Origin of the sequence: Enterobacteriaceae endosymbiont of Donacia bicoloricornis (assembly GCF_012567955.1) — a bacterium.
GTDB lineage: Bacteria > Pseudomonadota > Gammaproteobacteria > Enterobacterales > Enterobacteriaceae.
The window spans coordinates 207,219-228,344 of the sequence record NZ_CP046186.1; the positions used below are offsets into that span (position 1 = coordinate 207,219).

Below are 21,126 nucleotides of genomic sequence, written 5' to 3' on the forward strand. Positions count from 1 at the left end.
ATTTATAATTTTTTTAAAAAAAAATATTGTAATTTTATAGGTATAGAATATTTCTATTTATTAGAAAATGAAAAAATATGGATAGAAAAAAATATAGAAAATAAAAATTTTCATTTAAAATCAAGAGAAAAAAAAATATTTTTAGAAGAATTAATTGCTACTGAAATTTTTGAAAAAAATATAGGAAAAAATTTTCCAGGAGCTAAAAGATTTTCTTTAGAAGGATGTGATGTTTTAATTCCATTAATAAAAGAAATAATCCGTTATTCTATGAAATTAGAAAATAAAACCAAAAAAATAATTTTTGCAATGTCACATAGAGGAAGATTAAATTTTTTAGTAAATATAATGGGTAAAAAAATTAAAGATATAATTAATGAATTTACAGATATTTTACCTAAAAAAAAACATATAGATGATGTAAAATATCATTTAGGTTATTCTTCTATTATTGAAATAAATAAAAAAAAAATAGAATTAGAATTAGCATACAATCCTTCTCATTTAGAAATTATCAATAGTATTACTATGGGTATTACTAGATTTTATAATGATATTCTAAAAAAAAATATTAATAATTTTAATATTTTACCTATAAATATACATGGAGATGCATCTTTTAGTGGGCAAGGAATAATACAAGAAATTTTAAATTTGTCTCAAACAAGAGGATATGGAATTTATGGTACTATTCATATTATTATTAATAATCAAATTGGATTTACTACATCAAAAAATATTGATATGAGGTCTAGTTACTATTGTACTGATATAGCAAAAATGATTCAGTGTCCTGTTTTCCATGTAAATGCAGATAACTTAGAAAGTGTTATTTTTACAACTAGATTAGCTATTAAATATAGAAATACTTTCCATAAGGATGTTTTTATTGATCTTGTATCTTATAGAAGATACGGACATAATGAAATGGATGATCCTTATATAACTCAACCATTAATGTATAACTACATTAAAAATCATAAAAGAATACAAAATTTATATTTTGACCAATTATTTTTACAAAATATTATAGATAATGATGAAAAAAAAAAATTATATCAAAAATATCAAAATTTATTTAATCAAGGTAAAGTTTTTATTAAAACATTTGTTCCTATTAAAAAAAAATGTACAAATATAATTATTAAAAATATAAAAATTAACGAATTAAAAAAATTACTTTTTAGAATTAGTAGTTTTCCTAAAAATTTTAATATTCATCCTATAGTAAAAAAAATTTATTTAGATAGAATGAATATGAGTAAAGAAATAAAAAAAATAGATTGGGGGACAGCAGAAAATTTAGCATTTGCAAATATTTTAAATCAGGGAATGTCTTGTCGTTTTTCAGGAGAAGATGTTAAAAGAGGTACTTTTTCTCATAGACATTCTGTTATATATGATCAAAAAAATGGATCATCATATACTCCTTTAAATAATATTAGTTTAAACCAAGGAATTTTCAATATTTATAATTCTGTTTTATCAGAAGAAGCTGTTTTAGGTTTTGAGTATGGTTATTCGTTAAATAATATTAACGGTATAACAATATGGGAAGCACAATTTGGAGATTTTGTTAATGGAGCCCAAATTATTATAGATCAATTTATTAGTTCTGGAGAAATTAAATGGAATTACAAAAGTGGATTAGTAATTATTCTTCCTCATGGATATGAAGGTCAAGGTCCTGAACATTCTTCTGCAAGAATAGAAAGATTTTTGCAATTATGTGCCGGGAAAAATATGAAAATTTGTATTCCTTCTAATGCATCTCAAATATATTATTTATTATGTGAACAAGCTTTTAATTTTAAAAAAAAACCACTTATTATATTTTCTCCAAAATCTCTTTTAAGACATCCATTAGCATGTTCTTCATTGAAAAATTTTATAAACAATTCTTTTAAATTAATTATAGATGAATTAGATCAAAAAATTAATATAAAAAATATTCAATATATTGTTTTTTGTACTGGTAAAATATATTATGATTTATTGGAATATAGAAATTTTATAAAAAAAAATAATCTTATTTTGATAAGAATAGAACAATTATATCCATTTCCAAAAAAAGATTTAAAAAAAATAATTGAAAAATATAAAAAAATAAAATATTTTTGTTGGTGTCAAGAAGAACCTAAAAATCAAGGACCATGGATATATATTAAAAATTGTTTTAAAAATAAATTAAATCTAAATGTTAATTATTTTGGACGAAATAAATCCTCTTCTCCTTCAACAGGATATTTTATTATTCATAAAAAACAACAACAAGAAATAATAAATTCTGTTTTTAATATTGATATAAAAAAATAAAAAGTTAATTTATAAGGATAAAAAAGTGGATAATATTAATATTATTGTTCCTGAATTACCTGAATCAATAAATAATGCAATTATTATTCAATGGTACAAAAAACCAGGAGAAAAAGTAAAAATTGATGATGTTCTTTTAGAATTAGAAACAGATAAAGTAGTATTAGAAATACCTTCAACTATTAATGGTTTTTTAGAAAAAATTTTAGTAAAAGAAGGTGAAAAAGTAAAATCTCAACAAATTATTGGTATTTTGAAAAAAGAAAAATCTTTAAAAGATAAAGAAGTTATTAATAATAATAATATAAAAATATCAAAAGTAACTAACAAAGATAATGATCAAAAAAAAATATTAAAAACATTAAATGATTTTAGTCCTTCTATAAGAAGAAATATTAAAAAAAATTATTTTTCATTAAATGAAATAAATAATATTAATAGTAAAACTAATTTAAATTTAAAAAATTTTAATAATTTTAAAAAAAAAGAAGAAAAATTTTTAAAAAATAATAATTTTGAAAAAAAAGAAATGAGTCCAATAAGAAAATATATTTCTAAAAAATTAATGGATTCTAAAAATAATACTGTTATGTTAACTACTTTTAATGAAGTTAATATGAAAAAAATTATTAATATAAAAAATAATTATAAAAATTTTATTCTTGAAAATTACAATATTAAATTAGGATTTACTTCTTTTCATGTTAAAGCTGTTACACAAGCGTTACAATCTTTTAAAAAGATTAATGCATTTATTGATGGAAACAATATTATTTATAATAATTTTTATAATATAAATATTGCAATTGCTACAAAAAGAGGATTAATTACTCCTATAATATATAATACAAATACATTATCATTAATTGATATTGAAAAAAAAATTAAAAAACTAGTTGTAAAAAGTAATAAAAATCAATTATCTACTAAAGATTTAGTTAGCGGTACATTTACCATTACTAATGGTGGAGTATTTGGTTCTTTAATGTCTACACCAATTATTAATCCCCCCCAGAGTGCTATTTTAGGAATGCATGTTATTAAAGAAAGACCTATTGTTATAAATCATAAAATATATATTATGCCTATGATGTATTTAGCATTATCATATGATCATCGTTTAATAGATGGAAAAGAAGCTATAGGTTTTCTTATGTTAATAAAAACATTATTAGAAGATCCTATAAAATTATTTTTATAAATTTTATTTAATTATTATTAATATTTTTATAAAAAATATTAATTATCTTCTTTTAAAGAAAAAAATTAAAATATTTATTAATTATTTTAAAAAAATTTTGTAGATATATAAAAATATAAGGATTTATAATGTTAAATGTTATTGATTTATCCAGATTGCAATTTGCATTAACAGCAATGTATCATTTTATATTTGTACCCCTAACATTAGGACTTTCTTTTTTATTAGCCATAATGGAAACTTTATATGTTTTATCTAAAAATAAAATATATAGAGATATGACTAAATTTTGGGGTAAATTATTTGGTATTAATTTTGCTTTAGGAATAGTAACTGGTTTAACTATGGAATTTCAATTTGGAACAAATTGGTCTTATTATTCTCATTACGTTGGGGACATTTTTGGGGCACCATTAGCAATAGAAGGTTTAGTAGCATTTTTTTTAGAATCAACTTTTGTTGGTCTATTTTTTTTAGGATGGGATCGTTTAAATAAAATACAACATTTATTTGTAACATGGTTTGTTGCTATAGGTTCAAATCTTTCTGCTCTTTGGATTTTAATCGCTAATGGATGGATGCAAAATCCTGTTGCATCTTCTTTTAATTATCAAAATATGCGAATGGAAATGAATAATTTTTGGAAATTAATTTTTAATCCTATAGCACAAATAAAATTTTTTCATACTGTAACAGCTGGATATACAACTGGTTCAATATTTATTATTGGAATTAGTTCTTATTATATTTTAAAAAAAAGAGATATAGAATTTGCAAAAAAATCTATTATGATTGCTTCATGTTTTGGTTTATTTTCTATTATTGCAGTAATTATATTAGGTGATGAATCAGGTTATCAATTAAAAAATATACAAAAAATTAAACTAGCAGCTATTGAAGCAGAATGGGAAACACAAAAACCTCCAGCATCATTTAATATTATATGTTTACCAAATCAAAAAAAACAATTAAATAGATTTTCTATTAAAATTCCATATATATTAGGACTTATTGCTACAAGATCTACTAATATACCTATATTAGGAATAAAAGATTTAATTAAAAATAACGAATTAAAAATTAAAAATGGAATAAAAGCATTACTTGCATTGGAAAAAATAAAAAACGGTAATTTAAAATTAAATAACATAAAAATATTTACAAAATATAAAAAATATTTAGGATATGGTTTCTTATTCCAACAATATTATCAAAATATTTATAATATAAATAATGAACAAATAAAAAATGTAGCAAAAATATCTATTCCAATGATTAGTCCTTTATTTTTTTCTTTTAGAATTATGGTTTTATCAAGTTTTATTTTATTAATTATATTAATAATAGTTTTTTTTGTTACTATTATAAAAGATAGTATTGAAAAAAAAAAATATTTATTAAAATTATGTTTATTTATAATACCTTTACCATGGATTGCATCTGAATGTGGATGGTTTGTTGCTGAATATGGTAGACAACCATGGGCAATAAAAAATATTTTACCTACATATATGGCAGGTTCTTCTTTACAATTAACAGAAGTATTATTTTCAATAATAATAATTTTTATTTTTTATACAATTCTATTAATAATAGAATTATTTTTAATATATAAAATATCTATTTTAGGACCAAGTATTTTAAAAACTGGAAAATATTTTTTTGAAAAAAATAACACACAAAAAAATATTTTAAAAAAAAAAATTAATTAGGTTATTTAAATGTTAAATTATGAATTTTTATGTTTAATTTGGTCAATAATAATTGGTATATTAATTACAGGATTTTTTATTACTGATGGATTAGATATGGGAGTTGGTATTTTATTATTCATAACAGGAAAAAATAATATTGAACGTAGAATTATGATAAATACAATTGCTCCCCATTGGGATGGGAACCAAGTATGGTTAATTACAACTGGAGGTGCATTATTTGCTGCATGGCCTATTGTTTATGCAATAATATTCTCTCATTTTTATATAATGATGATATTATTATTAATGGCATTATTTTTACGTCCTGTAGGTTTTGAATACCGTTCAAAAATTGAAAATAAAACATGGCAAAAAATTTGTGATATATGTATTTCAATTGGAAGTATAATCCCACCAATTATTATTGGAATAATATTTAGTAATATATTAAAAGGAATCCCATTCTATATTGATAAATATAATTTTATTTATTCTAAAAGACATTTTTTAAAACAATTTAATTTACTTAGTCTTATTATTAGTTTTACAACTGTAATTTTAATTGTAAATCATGCTATAACTTATTTACAAATAAGAATAAAAGATTCTAATATTAATAATAGATTAAAAAAAGTATTAAAATTTTCTTCAATATTATTAATAATATTTTCTCTTTTATCGTTTATAAATATTTTATTTTTTATGAAAGGATATAAAATTAATTTTTTTATTAATCAAAAAACAAATATTTTTTATGAAAAAAATTATAATATTATTTATAAAAATACAGCATGGACATCTAATTTTCAAAATCATAAATATTTATATTTAATACCTTTATTAAGTATAATTTTACCTTTTTTCACAATTTTATCATCTATATATAAAAAATTACTAATAGCATTAATATGTTCTACTTTTACTATTATTAGTAGTATTTTAAGTATTGGAATTATAATGTTCCCTTTTATTATTCCTTCAAATATAAAATATTATCAAAGTTTAACAATTTGGAATGCTACATCAAGTCAATTAACATTAAATGTAATGTTATATATAGTTATCATATTTATGCCTATTGTATTATTTTATACTTTTTGGTGTTATAAAAAAATGTTTTTTTATCTTAATAAAGAAAAAATTAAACAAAAATCTGATTTTTTTTATTAAAAAAAAGTAATTATAAACTTTTAATAAACAGGTAATTAAAAATGTGGTATTTAATATGGCTATTATTAATGTTAGTTATATGTAGTCTTACTATTTTAGTAATTTTAAAAAAAGAGCATAAAAAATAAGTATTTAAAATTATTAATTATAAAATAAGACTTAAAAATAGGTAATTTGTTTTTTAAATAAATATGTTATAATAAAATAAAAATTTTTATTTTAAATATTTAAAATTTAGTTTAATTATTTAAAATTACTAAATTAATTTATTTATATAAAATATTTATTAAAATCAATTGACTTAAAATGGATTTTTTTTATATTTTAAATATAAAATTATTATATACTTAATAAAAAAATGAACCATTTAAATCAATATAACGCAGATTCAATAGAAGTTTTAGAAGGATTAGATCCTGTAAGACGTCGTCCTGGGATGTATACTGATCTTACTAGACCTAATCATTTAGCTCAGGAAGTAATCGATAATAGTGTAGATGAGGCATTAGCAGGTTATGCTAAAAATATTTTTGTAACTTTATATAAAGATCAATCATTAGAAGTTATTGACGATGGTAGAGGAATGCCTACTGATATACATTCTAGAGAAGGTATTCCAGCTATTGAACTTATTTTATGTCGATTACATGCTGGAGGAAAATTTTCTAATAAAAATTATCATTTTTCTGGAGGGTTACATGGTGTAGGTATTTCTGTCGTTAATGCTTTATCAAAAAGGATGGAAGTTAGTATTTTCCGTAAAAATAAAATCTATAAAATAGTTTTTGAAAACGGATATAAAATTCAAAATCTTTCTTTTTATGAAAATACAGATAATCAAAAAACTGGAACAAAAATTAGATTTTGGCCTAATGAAAAATTTTTTGAACATCATACTTTTTTAATCTCTAATTTAATTAATTTATTAAAAGCAAAAGCAGTTTTATGTGCAAATTTAAAAGTATGTTTTACAAATAAAAATACTGAAGATTATTATTGTTGGACTTATAAAAAAGGTTTATCAGAATATTTAATTAATTCAGTAAAAAATATAATTACAATACCAAAGGATCCTTTTATTGGTGAATATTATAATGATACAAAATATTTAAACTGGGCTTTATTTTGGATTCCAGAAAATAATAATAGTATTATTACTGAAAGTTATGTTAATTTAATCCCAACTACCTATGGAGGTACACATGTAAATGGATTACGTTTAGGTTTATTAGATGCAATACGCCATTTTTGTAATTTTCATAATATGTTACCTAGAAATATAAAATTATTAGGAGAAGATATTTGGTACCAATGTTCTTATGTTTTATCTATTAAAATTCAAGATCCTCAATTTACAGGGCAAACAAAAGAACGTCTGTCTTCTAGACAATGTACTGTATTTGTTGCAAATATAGTAAGAGATTCTTTTATTCTTTGGTTAAATCAAAATTTTAAAATTAGTTCTCTTTTAATTAATATTTTTATTACTAATGCTCAAAAACGTATTAGAGAATCTAAAAAATTTATAAAAAAAAAAAATTATAATACAAATTCAATTTTACCAAATAAATTATCTGATTGTATTATTCATAATAAAAAAAAAACAGAACTTTTTTTAGTAGAAGGTGATTCTGCGGGAGGATCCGCAAAACAAGCAAGAAATAAAAATTTTCAAGCTGTAATGCCATTGAAAGGAAAAATTTTAAATACATGGGAAATAAATTCTGAAGAAATTTTATCTTCTCAAGAAATATATGATATTTCTTCAGCAATAGGAATTTATCCTAATAATGAAGATTTAAAAAAATTAAGATATAACAAAATTTGTATTTTAGCAGATGCAGATTCAGATGGATTACATATTGCTACTTTATTATGTGCTTTATTTATAAAACATTTTTTACCATTAGTAAAACATGGACATATTTATGTTGCAATGCCTCCTTTATATCGTATAGATTTAGGAAAAAAAATTTTTTATGCTTTAGATGAAAATGAAAAAAATAAAATTTTAAAACAAAATTTTATTAAAAATGATCAACAAAAAATTAATGTACAAAGATTTAAAGGATTAGGTGAAATGAACCCAACTCAATTAAGAGAAACAACTTTTAATCCTAATAGTCGTCGTTTAATCCAATTAATATTAAATCATAGTGAAAAAGATATTAAAAGAACATTTTCTTTAATGGACATGTTATTAGCTAAAAAAAGAGCAGAAGATCGTAGAAAATGGTTACAAAAAAAAGGTGATATTACAACAATAATAAATATTTAATAATCTAAAATTAACAAAAATTTATGAAATTATTTTAAATGATTTTTATTTAAAAAAATTATAAATAAAAATTAATAAAAAAGTTTTGTTTATCTATAATCATTCAATAAGTTTTAACAGAGTTTTATATTATAAAATAATTGAAATTTAGTTATATATCATATAATTTATTTATCAAAATAAGGAATCATACCATGTCAGATGATTATATTTTTTATAATGACGTGGATCCAATTGAAACAAATGATTGGATACAATCTATAGAATCTGTAATAAAAGAAGAAGGAATTGAAAGAGCTAAATTTTTATTAAAAAAAACTATCATACATCTTAATAAAAATAAAGTTATTTTTAATATATATAATGATGATTATATAAATTCTATTTCTAGAAACGAAGATGAAATTTATCCTGGAAATTTAATTTTAGAAGAAAAAATAAGATCTGTTATTAGATGGAATGCAATAATGATTGTTTTAAGAGCTTCTAAAAAAAAATTAGATTTAGGTGGTCATATTGCTTCTTATCAGTCATCTTCATATATATATGAAGTTTGTTTTAATCATTTTTTTAAAGCTTATAACAATAAGAATAATGGAGATATTATTTATTTTCAAGGACATATATCTCCTGGAATTTATGCTAGATCCTTTGTTGAAGGACGTTTAAGTACTCATCATTTAGATAATTTTCGTCAAGAAATTTCTGGTAAAGGATTATCTTCATATCCTCATCCTAAACTTATGCCTAATTTTTGGCAATTTCCTACTGTTTCTATGGGATTAGGTCCTATATCTGCAATATATCAAGCTAAATTTATTAAATATTTAGAAAATAGAGAGTTACAAAAAAAAACAGATAGAAAAATTTTTGCATTTTTAGGAGATGGTGAAATGGATGAACCAGAATCTAAAGGAGTTTTAAATATAGCTGCGAGAGAGAAATTAAATAATTTAATTTTTGTAATAAATTGTAATTTACAAAGATTAGATGGACCAGTATATGGTAATGGTAAAATTATTAATGAATTAGAAAATATTTTTAAAGGAGCTGGATGGGAAGTTATTAAAGTTATCTGGGGTAATAATTGGGAAAATTTATTATTAAAAGATAAAACTGGTAAATTAGTTGAATTAATAAATAATACTTTAGATGGAGATTTTCAAAACTTTAATTCTAAAGATGGATCTTATATTAGAAAAAATTTTTTTGGAAAATTTCCAGAAACATTAGAACTTGTCAAAAACTTTTCTGATCAAGAAATAGAAAAATTAAATTATGGAGGTCATGATCCTAAAAAAATTTATACAGCTTTCAAAAAAGCTTATCAAATAAAAGACAAACCTATAGTAATATTATTTCATACAATAAAAGGTTTTGGTTTAGGTAAAATAGCTGAAAGTAAAAATATTGCTCATCAAATCAAAAAAATTGATTTTAATACAATAAAATATATACGAGATAACTTAAATATTCCTATTAGTGATAAAAACTTGTATAAATTACCTTACTTATCTTTTAATAAAAATTCTCTAGAATTTAAATATTTACATAACCAACGTATAAAATTAGGAGGATATGTTCCATCTCGAAGAACAAATTTTACAGAAAAATTAGTTTTACCTAAACTAGAAGATTTTAATATTTTATTTAAAAATCAAGATAAAATATCTACAACAATTGTATTTGTACGTATATTAAATATATTACTTAGAGATAAAAATATTAGTAATAGAATAGTCCCAATAATAGCTGATGAAGCCCGTACATTTGGTATGGAGGGATTATTTAGACAAATAGGAATATATAATTCCAATGGATTAAAATATACTCCTCAAGATAAATCTTTATTAACGTATTATAAAGAAGACATTAAAGGTCAAATTTTACAAGAAGGCATAAATGAATCTGGAGCATTTGCATCATGGTTAGCTGCCGCTACTTCTTATTCTACAAATAATTTTCCTATGATTCCATTCTATATATATTATTCTATTTTTGGTTTTCAAAGAATTGGAGATTTTTGTTGGGCAGCTGGAGATCAACAAGCTAGAGGATTTTTAATTGGAGCTACTTCAGGACGTACAACTTTAAATGGAGAAGGATTACAACATGAAGATGGACATAGCCATATTCATTCTTTAACAATTCCTAATTGTCTTTCATATGATCCTACTTATGCATATGAATTAGCCATTATCATACATAATGGTTTAAAAAGAATGTATGGAAGTAAACAAGAAAATATATATTATTATATAACTACTATGAATGAATTTTATAATATGCCAAAAATGAATACAAAAAATATAAATGGTATTTGTAAAGGCATATATAAAATTTTTTCTAAAAAAAATATTAAAAATAAAATTATTATACAATTATTAGGTTCAGGAGCAATATTACGTAATATGTTTAAAGCTGCTGATATATTATATTACGAATATAATATTAATTCAGATATTTTTAGTGTAACTTCTTTTACTGAAATTGCTAGAGAAGGACAAGATTGTGATCATTGGAATTTATTACATCCTTTTGAAAAACGCCGTATTCCTTATATTACAAATATAATGAAAAATTATCCAACAGTAGCAGCAACAGATTATATGAAAATTTTTGCAGAACAAATTCGTAAATATATACCAACTAATAATTATTTCGTTTTAGGTACAGATGGGTATGGTCGTTCTGATAGTCGTCAGAATTTACGTGATTTTTTTGAAATTAATGAATTATATATAGTACTTGCTGTATTAAATATATTATTAGATTTAAATTTAATTGATTTAAAAAAAATCTTATATTTTATAAAAAAATATAAAATTAATATAAACAAAAATAATCCTAGAACTGTATGAAAAGGGATAATATGTATAAGAAAATAAAATTTCCTGATACAGGAATAGAAGAAATGAAAATTACTGATATTTTAGTAAAGGAAGGAGACGATATTTTACAAGAACAATCAATTATTACTGTAGAAAGTGATAAAACATCTATAGAAATTCCTTCTACAAAAAAAGGAAAAATTCAAAAAATTTTTGTATCTATAGGTAATAAAATACGTACAGGAGATCTCATATTAGAGATATTAGATAATGAAAAAAATAGTTTAATTATTAATTCTCAAAAAACATTAGAAAAAAATAAAACAGAATTAGAAAATACAAATGTTTCTAATAAAAAAAATCAAAAAGTAAAAAATTATGATATTTTAAATGTAAAAAATAATATTATTAAAAATAATAATAATTTAAAAAAAAATAAAATTTTAAATATAGAAAAAAAAAAATATATACATTCTTCCCCTCTTATACGTAAGATGGCAAGAAAATTAAATATTAATCTAGAAAGTATAAGAGGAAGTGGTTTAAAAAATAGAATTCTTAAAGAAGATATATTAAAATATATTGAAAAGAACAAAAAATTAGAAAATAATAATTTTGAAAAAATTGAATTAAAATATACAAAATTTGGTCCTTGTGAAGAAATTAAATTAAATAACATACAAAAAACTACTAGTAAAAATTTATCCAGTAATTGGAAAAATATTCCTCATGTTACACAACATATTGAAACTGATATTACAGAATTAGAAAAATTTAGAATTAAAAAAAATAATGAATTTTATAAAAATCAAAAAAACATAAAGTTAACTTTATTAAGTTTTATGATTAAAATTTGTGCACATGCGTTAAAAAAATATCCTAATTTTAATTCCTCTCTATCTTATTTAAACCAAAATTTAATAATAAAAAAATATTTTAATATTGGGATTGCTATTAATACAAAACAAGGTTTATTAGTTCCTGTAATTTTTGATGTTTTAAATAAAAATATTAATGATTTATCTAAAATATTACTTAATTTAGCTAATAAAGCAAAAAATAATAAATTACATCCTCTTGATATGCAAGGAAGTTGTTTTACAATTTCTAATTTAGGACAATTTAAAGGTAGTTTTTTTACACCTATAATTAATGCTCCAGAAATAGCAATTTTAGGTATATCACAAGCAATGATTAAACCAATATGGGATGAAAGTAAAAATAAATTTGTTCCAAAATTAATGTTACCATTATCATTATCTTATGATCATAGAGTAATTAATGGAGTTGAAGGTATTAATTTTTTAAATTATATTTGCATGTTAATATCTGATATTAGAAATATATTAATATAAATTTTTTTATAAATTAAAACATTAAATGATTAATTAATAGAGATTAAATCATGAATAATATAATAAAAACTCAAGTTGTTGTAATTGGAGGAGGACCTGCAGGATATTCTGCAGCTTTTCGTTGTAGTGATTTAGGATTAAAAACAATAATAGTTGAAAATTATCAAAATTTAGGAGGCGTTTGTTTAAATGTAGGATGTATACCTTCTAAAACATTATTACATATTGCAAAAATTATTAAAGAAAATCAAAATTTTTTAAAAAAAGGAATATTTAATAAAATTCCTGAAGTTAATATTAATAATATTATTAAATTTAAATATAGTGTTATTAATAAATTAACTAATGGTTTAAAATTTCTTGCGAAGAAACGTGATGTAGATATTATAAATGGTATGGGTTTTTTTGAAACAGAAAATTATTTAAATATTATTAATAATGATAATAAAAACCTTAAAATTATATTTGAGAATGCAATAATAGCAACTGGTTCACGTTCTATTAAATTACCATTTCTTCCTTATGAAGATAGTAGAATTTGGAATTCAACAGATGCATTATTTTTAAAAAAAATTCCTAAAAAAATGATGATTATAGGAAGTGGTATTATTGGTTTAGAAATGGCAACAATTTATCAATCTTTAGGTTCTAAAATAGATATAGTAGATATTTCAAATAATTTTTTACCAGAAGTTGATGATGATATTATTCAAATATATAAAAAAAATATACAAAATAAGTTTAATTTTTTATTGGGGACAAAAATACTATCAGTAGATAATAATGATTTATTACAAGTTCACATGACTGATGATAATAATAAGTCTGTTTATTCTAAACAATATGATAATATTCTTATCGCTATAGGTAGAAAACCTAATTCAAATTATATTAATAAAAAATTTAACAAAATAAAAATTAACAATTATGGTTTTATTGATGTAGATAATCAAATGAGAACTAATATTCCTAATATATATGCAATAGGTGATGTAGTAGGAAATCCTATGCTTGCACATAAAGGAATTCATGAAGGACATTTAGCTGCAGAAGTTATTGCTGGAAAAAATCATTATTTTATTCCTAAAGTTATTCCATCAATAGCTTATACTAATCCAGAAATAGCTTGGGTAGGTATAACAGAAAAACAAGCTATAAAAAATAATATAAATTATAAAATTTCTTCTTTTTCTTGGAATTCATTAGGAAGAGCAGTTTCTTCTCATGAAGAAGATGGATTAACTAAGTTAATTGTAGAAAAAAATTCTAGTAGAATTATAGGAGGTAGTATTATTGGATATAATGCAGGAGAATTATTAGGGGAGGTAAGTTTAGCTATTGAAATGGGTTGTGATATAGAAGATATTGCACTAACTATTCATGCACATCCAACTTTTTATGAATCTATAGGTATAGCTGCAGAAATATATACAGGATCAGTAACTGATATTCTTAATAAATAATTTTTGTTATAAAAAATTTACATTTATAACTATATATTGAAAATAATTTTACATTTTTATTAAAAAATATTTTTAAATTAAATTTATTTTTTAAAAAAGAAAAATCTCTTTTATTATTTGATAATATATTTTATATAAAATATATAGATTTTTTATATTAGTATGTTCATTAATTTTATGAATAGTTGAATTAATTAAACCTAATTCAATAATTTGTGCTTTTGTTTTTATTATAAATCTTCCATCAGAAGTTCCTCCATTATTAATTAATGTGGGATATATATGATTTATTGAATAAATACTTTTTTTAACTATTTCTATTAAATTTTTTTCTTTTGTATAATTTTTTTGAGTACTTAAAAATGGTAATCCTGATAATACCCATTTGATTTTATAATTAATTATATATTTTTTTATAATTTTATGGAAATTTTTTAATATATTTTCATGAGATATTTCATTATTAAAACGAAAATTAATAAATATAATAATATTTCCTGGTATAATATTACTATTTTGTATATCTGAGCTAATTTTTGTTATTTGCATACTAGTTTCTGGAAATAAATTATTTTTCTTACTCCAATTAATTAATATTAATTCATGAAGTAAAGGTATTACCATATGAATGGGATTTTTTGCTAAATTATGATAAGCAACATGTCCTTGTATACCTATTATTTTTAATTCAATATTTAATGATCCTCTTCTACCATTTTTAATATTATCTCCAATTATTTTATTACTTGTAGGTTCACCTAATATGCAAAAATTTAATTTTTCTTTTTTTTTTAATAAATAATTTATAATTTTAATAGTACCATTTTTTGCATTACCTTCTTCATCTGAAGTAATAAGAAAAGCTATACGTCCATTATAATTATGGTATTTTGTAATAAATTTTTTAACCGCAAAAATCATTGCGGCTAAAGAACCTTTCATATCGCAAACTCCTCTCCCATATAAAATATTTCTATCTAAAACAGCTCTAAAAGGATTAAATTTCCACATGGAAATTTCTCCAGGAGGTACTACATCTGTATGTCCAGCAAAAACTAAAGTATCATACATAATTTTATGATCATTATGTATTGCCCAAAAATTATTTGTGTCTTTAATATTTATTAAATTTATATCAAAATTTAATTTTTTTAAAAATTTAATTAAAATATTTTGACATCCTGCATCATTAGGACTAATAGAATGACATTTCACAAGTTGTTTAGTCAAATTAATAATTTTTTTTAACATATAAAATTTTACTTTAAATTTAAACATTAAAATGGTTTATTTTGTAAAGCTAATAATAATACTTCTTCAATATTTTTTACTGTTAGAATTTTTAAGTCTGTAATAATATTTTTTGGTATATCTTCTAAATTTTTTTTATTTTGTTCTGGTATTAAAACCATATTAATACCACCTCTATGAGCAGCTAACAATTTTTCTTTTAATCCTCCTATAGCTAATACTTGACCTCTTAAAGTAATTTCTCCAGTCATAGCTATATTAGCTTTTACAGGATTATTAGTTAAACTAGATACAATTACTGTACACATAGATATACCTGCGCTAGGTCCATCCTTAGGTGTAGCACCTTCAGGAACATGAATATGAATATCTATATTTTTATAAAATTCAATGTTAACATTAAGTTTTTGTGTTCTTGCTTTTACTACGGTTAAAGCAGTTTGTATTGATTCCTGCATAACTTCACCTAAAGATCCAGTATATGTTAATTTCCCTTTACCTGGTATACATACTGCTTCAATAGTTAATAATTCTCCTCCAACTTCTGTCCATGCTAATCCAGTAACTTGACCTATTAAATTTGTATTTTCTGCCTTACCATAATCAAACTTTTTTACCCCTAAATATTTTTTTAAATTTAAACAATCTATTTTAATAGATTGAATATTTTTTTCTATTAAAATAGCTTTAACAGTTTTTCTACATAATGTAGAAATAATTCTTTCTAAACCTCTAACTCCTGATTCTCTAGTGTAATATCTAATTACATCAATAATAGCTTTATCGCTAATTATTAATTCTTTTTCTTTTAAAGCATTACGATTAAATTGTTTTGGTAATAAATATTTTTTTGCTATATTTAATTTTTCATCTTCTGTATAACCTGTTATTTTAATAACTTCCATTCTATCTAATAGAGGTAATGGTATATGAATAGAAGAATTTGAAGTTGCTACAAACATAACATTAGATAAATCATAATCTACTTCAAGGTAATGATCATTAAAAGCAATATTTTGTTCCGGGTCTAAAACTTCTAATAAAGCTGATGCAGGATCTCCTCTCATATCATATGATATTTTATCAATTTCATCTAATAATAATAATGGATTTTTAACCCCTGATTTTACCATTTTTTGAATAATTTTACCAGGCATAGAACCAATATATGTTCTACGATGACCTCTAATTTCTCCTTCATCTTTTATGCCTCCTAATGCTATTTTAATAAATTTACGACCTGTAGCTCTTGCAATTGATTTTCCTAAAGAAGTTTTACCTACTCCAGGAGGTCCTACTAAACATAAAATAGGTCCTCTAATTTTATTAGATCTATTTTGAACTGCTAAATATTCTAAAATATGTTCTTTAACAGATTCTAAACCAAAATGATCTTTATCTAAAATTTCTTTTGCTTTACATAAATTTTTTTTTAACCTACTTTTTATATTCCATGGAATTTGTATCATCCATTCTATATATCCTCTTACTACTGTTGCTTCTGCAGACATAGGAGACATCATTTTTAATTTTCTTAATTCAGAATATGTTTTTTCTCTTGCTTCTTTTGGCATTTTTGCTAATTTTATTTTTTTTTTTAAAATTTTATTTTCGTTAGGATGTTCATCTATTTCTCCTAATTCTTTTTGGATTGCTTTCATTTGTTCATTTAAATAATATTCTTTTTGACTTTTTTCCATTTGTTTTTTAACTCTATTACGAATTTTTTTTTCCATTTGTAATAAATCAATTTCAGATTCCATAATAGCCATTAAATATTCTAATCTTTCACTAATATTAGACATTTCTAATATTAATTGTTTATTAGATAGTTTTAAAGGTAGATGTGCTGCTATAGTATCTGCTAATTTAGCAGCTTTATTAATATTATTTAATGAGTTTAATACTTCTGGAGGAATTTTTTTATTTAATTTTGTATATCTTTCAAATTGGCTAATAGATGTTCTTATTAGAATTTCTTGTTCTTTATTTTTAAGAATTGGCGAAGATAAATATTCTATTTGTGCTGTAAAATAACTATCACTATCAAATATAATAGTTAATTTTGCTCTTTTTAATCCTTCTACTAAAATTTTAACAGTACCGTCAGGTAATTTTAACATTTGTAAAATAGATGTAATTGTTCCAATAGTAAATAGATCATTTAAATTAGGATTATCATTAGTTGGATCTTTTTGTGCAACTAACATCACTTTTTTGTCATTATTCATGGCAGCTTCTAAACAACGAATAGATTTATTTCTTCCAATAAATAAAGGAATTATCATATGAGGATATACAACTACATCACGTAATGGTAATACAGGAATTATAATATTTTCTGAATTCTCCGAATTCATACATTTCTCTCTTTATTAAAATACGTTAAAATATGTTTATATATAGAATAATTAATCTTTTTTATATTCAATGATTGGTTCAGATAAATTATTAATGACTTGACTATTAATTTTAATTTTATATATATTTTTTATTGAAGGCATATCGTACATTGTATTTAATAATGCTTTTTCTAATATAGATCTTAATCCTCTAGCACCAGTATTTAATAAAATAGATTTTTTAGCAATTGCTTCGATTGCACTATTATCAAATTCTAATTTAATATTTTCATATTCAAATAAAGTTTGATATTGTTTAATAAGAGAATTTTTAGGTTTTAATAATATTTGTATTAATTTTTTTTCATTAAGTTCATTTAATGCAACTTTAATAGGTAGTCTCCCTATAAATTCTGGTATTAATCCAAACTTAATTAAATCTTCTGGTAATACTTTTTTTAAAAGTTTATATTTATTTGAAATTTTGTTAATGCTTTTTTTTATTCCTGAATGGAATCCTATTTTAGTAGATGTATTAATTCTATTAAGAATAATGTCTTCTAATCCATAAAAAGAACCAGCACAAATAAATAAAATATTTTTGGTATTTATTTGTATAAAATCTTGTTGAGGATGTTTACGGCCTCCTTTTGGAGGTACATAAGCAATAGTACCTTCTATTAGTTTTAATAAAGCTTGTTGAACTCCTTCCCCAGAAACATCTCTAGTAATAGATATATTTTCTGATTTACGTGCAATTTTATCAATTTCATCAATATATATTATACCATATTCTGTTTTTTTTATATCATAGTTAGCATTTTGTAATAATCTTTGTATGATATTTTCTACATCTTCTCCAACATATCCTGCTTCTGTTAAAGTAGTTGCATCTGTAATAACAAATGGTATTTTAAGAAAACGTGCAAGTGTTTCAGCTAACAATGTTTTTCCACTTCCCGTAGGACCTAATAAAAGAATATTACTTTTTTCAATTATATTATTTTTTTTATTATAATTATTTAATTTTTTATAATGGTTATAAACAGATACTGCAAGTATTTTTTTAGCTTTTGATTGACTGATAATATATTTATTTAAATAATTAAAAATTTTATGTGGTGTTAAAGATTTTAAATCTTTATTTTTAATAAAAATACTATTTATATCTGTATTTTCTTTTTTTAAAATATTATAATATAATATAATACATTCATCACAAATAAAAACTAATTGATTATTTGAAATTATCTTTTTTACTTCATTTTGATTTTTTTTACAAAAAGAACAAGAAAATTTTATATTTAAATTTTCCTTATGATCTGTCATTACAAACCTCATTATTTAATAAATAAAATGATCAAATTTTATTATTATATTTTTAAATTTTAAAAAATATAAATGTTATTGTTTTCTAGTAATAATATTATCTACTAAACCATATTCTATTGCTTCTTGAGCTGATAAAAATCTATCTCTGTTAGTATCTTTTTCAATAATTGAAATAGATTTTCCTGTATGTAATGACATAAGTTTATTTATAGAATTTTTAATTCTTAAAATTTCTTGAGTGTGAATTTCTATATCTGTTACCTGTCCTTGATAACTACCTATGGGTTGATGTATCATTATTCTAGAATTAGGTAAACAAAATCGTTTTTTTTTATTACCAGCAGCTAATAAAAAAGCAGCCATTGAACATGCCTGACCTATACAAAGTGTACTAATATCAGAATTTACAAATTGCATAGTATCATAAATAGACATTCCTGATGTAATTATACCTCCTGGACTATTTATATATAAAAATATATCCTTATGTGAATTTTCTGAATCTAAAAATAAAATTTGAGCAATTATTAAATTTGCCATATTATCTTCAATAGGACCTGTTAAAAAGATAATACGTTCTTTTAAAAGTCGAGAATAAATATCATATGATCTTTCTCCCTTTACAGTATTTTCAATTACTATAGGGATAGTATTAATTCGATTTTTTTGAATAGTTTTATTATGTTTTTTATATAGCATTATTATCCTTTAATAAAAAAATATTATATATTTTAATAATTATAAAATAAGAATTTTTATATATTCTGAATTTTTTGCCATTCAGATAATGTATAAGTATTTAATGATAATGAATGAATGTTATTTATTTTTTTTCCTATAATATGATAAATTAATTTATGTCGAGTAATTAATGATTTTTTAATAAAAAAATTACTTACAATAATAATTTCTAAATGAGTTATTAAATTTTTAATATTATTATTATCATTTGTATGATTATGATATTTACTATTATCATTAATTTTTAAATATATAGGTTGTAGATTAGATATTATTTTTTTTTTTATTTTTTTTACAATCATTGTTGTAATATTTCCAAAATATTTAATTTATATAAAATATAATAATTAATTTCTTAATATTAAATATTAATATTTTATTAATTTGTTTAATATTCTAAATATTAGAAATTACTAATTTTATAATATTAGAATTACCAGCTAATATATTCGAAGAATTTTTATAATTATAATGTCCTATAAAATTTGTTATTAATCCTCCTGATTCTTTTATTATTAATTCTCCAGCAAGTAAATAATTAAAATTTTTAATATTGTTATTGATATAACAATCAATTTTATTTGCAGCTAAATAAGCTAAATCTAAAGATACAGAACCACTAATTCTAAGTGAAATTAAATTATTTTCAAATAAATTAAATATATTAATATTATTTTTTTTAAAAAAAAAATAATTAGTATTTATAGCAAATAATAAAAAATTGTTTTTTTTATATATATCACAACGTAACTTATATCCATTTAATTGAGCATTTTTTCCTCTTATTGCGGTAAATAAATCATTTTTTAATGGATCATATATTAAAGCAATTTCTGTTATTTTTTTTATACAAATAGCTATAGATATTGAAAAATGAGGTATTTTTTTTAAAAAATTCATAATTCCATCTAAAGGATTAATAATCCATATAGTTTTCTTATATTTAATAATAAAAAAATTTTCTTTATTTAAAATAATGATATTTTTTGAATATATATTAAAAAATATTTTAGTAATTATGTTAATTAAATTTTTATTAATTTTTTTTATAAAAAAATTACTATCATAATTTTTATCAAATACACTAATATTTTGTATCTCATAATTTTTTATAATAAAATTCCCAATATTTCGTATTATACGTATAGC

Annotated in this window: 14 protein-coding genes; 8 read left to right on the forward strand and 6 right to left on the reverse strand. The window is 21.2% G+C overall.

Annotated elements, in window-relative coordinates; genetic code table 11:
* From GJU03_RS01005 to lpdA, 8 genes are all read left to right on the forward strand, one after another.
* On the forward strand, positions 1-2,316 hold a 2,316-nt coding region (locus GJU03_RS01005; RefSeq protein WP_168918840.1), incomplete at its 5' end, for a 2-oxoglutarate dehydrogenase E1 component.
* Between the two features lie 25 nt (positions 2,317-2,341).
* Positions 2,342-3,517, forward strand: a complete 1,176-nt coding sequence (gene sucB, locus GJU03_RS01010; RefSeq protein ID WP_168918841.1) for a dihydrolipoyllysine-residue succinyltransferase — start codon at positions 2,342-2,344, stop codon at positions 3,515-3,517.
* Between the two features lie 128 nt (positions 3,518-3,645).
* Positions 3,646-5,229 carry a cytochrome ubiquinol oxidase subunit I gene (locus tag GJU03_RS01015; RefSeq protein WP_168918842.1) on the forward strand — a complete coding sequence of 528 codons (1,584 nt, stop codon included), beginning with the start codon at positions 3,646-3,648 and terminating at the stop codon, positions 5,227-5,229.
* Positions 5,230-5,238: 9 nt separating this feature from the next.
* Positions 5,239-6,384 carry a cytochrome d ubiquinol oxidase subunit II gene (cydB, locus tag GJU03_RS01020; RefSeq protein WP_168918843.1) on the forward strand — a complete coding sequence of 382 codons (1,146 nt, stop codon included), beginning with the start codon at positions 5,239-5,241 and terminating at the stop codon, positions 6,382-6,384.
* A 358-nt stretch (positions 6,385-6,742) separates the two neighbouring features.
* Positions 6,743-8,662, forward strand: coding sequence for a DNA topoisomerase IV subunit B (parE, locus tag GJU03_RS01025; protein ID WP_168918844.1), 1,920 nt, complete (start codon positions 6,743-6,745; stop codon positions 8,660-8,662).
* Between the two features lie 194 nt (positions 8,663-8,856).
* Positions 8,857-11,523: a pyruvate dehydrogenase (acetyl-transferring), homodimeric type gene (gene aceE / locus GJU03_RS01030; protein ID WP_168918845.1), complete on the forward strand. Its 2,667-nt coding sequence runs from the start codon at positions 8,857-8,859 to the stop codon at positions 11,521-11,523.
* A gap of 11 nt (positions 11,524-11,534) precedes the next feature.
* On the forward strand, positions 11,535-12,848 hold the full coding sequence (locus tag GJU03_RS01035) for a 2-oxo acid dehydrogenase subunit E2 (protein ID WP_168918846.1): 1,314 nt from the start codon (positions 11,535-11,537) through the stop codon (positions 12,846-12,848).
* Positions 12,849-12,898: 50 nt separating this feature from the next.
* Positions 12,899-14,311 carry a dihydrolipoyl dehydrogenase gene (gene lpdA / locus GJU03_RS01040; protein ID WP_168918847.1) on the forward strand — a complete coding sequence of 471 codons (1,413 nt, stop codon included), beginning with the start codon at positions 12,899-12,901 and terminating at the stop codon, positions 14,309-14,311.
* Between the two features lie 90 nt (positions 14,312-14,401).
* Here the strand turns inward: lpdA and dapE are convergent, their stop codons facing one another.
* The 6 genes from dapE to GJU03_RS01070 form a co-directional block, all read right to left on the reverse strand.
* Positions 14,402-15,562, reverse strand: coding sequence for a succinyl-diaminopimelate desuccinylase (dapE, locus tag GJU03_RS01045; RefSeq protein ID WP_168918848.1), 1,161 nt, complete (start codon positions 15,560-15,562; stop codon positions 14,402-14,404).
* A 26-nt stretch (positions 15,563-15,588) separates the two neighbouring features.
* A complete protein-coding gene (gene lon, locus GJU03_RS01050; RefSeq protein WP_168918849.1) occupies positions 15,589-17,922 on the reverse strand; it encodes an endopeptidase La in 2,334 nt (777 codons plus the stop codon).
* A gap of 51 nt (positions 17,923-17,973) precedes the next feature.
* Positions 17,974-19,233: an ATP-dependent Clp protease ATP-binding subunit ClpX gene (gene clpX / locus GJU03_RS01055; protein ID WP_168918850.1), complete on the reverse strand. Its 1,260-nt coding sequence runs from the start codon at positions 19,231-19,233 to the stop codon at positions 17,974-17,976.
* Positions 19,234-19,308: 75 nt separating this feature from the next.
* The gene (clpP, locus tag GJU03_RS01060; protein WP_168918851.1) at positions 19,309-19,935 is read right to left on the reverse strand and encodes an ATP-dependent Clp endopeptidase proteolytic subunit ClpP; all 627 of its coding nucleotides are present in this window, start codon (positions 19,933-19,935) and stop codon (positions 19,309-19,311) included.
* A 56-nt stretch (positions 19,936-19,991) separates the two neighbouring features.
* Positions 19,992-20,279 (reverse strand): BolA family protein, encoded by a 288-nt coding sequence (locus GJU03_RS01065; RefSeq protein ID WP_168918852.1) that lies wholly within the window; start codon positions 20,277-20,279, stop codon positions 19,992-19,994.
* Positions 20,280-20,373: 94 nt separating this feature from the next.
* A partial coding sequence (locus tag GJU03_RS01070) for an inositol monophosphatase family protein (protein ID WP_168918853.1) occupies positions 20,374-21,126 on the reverse strand: 753 nt, incomplete at its 5' end.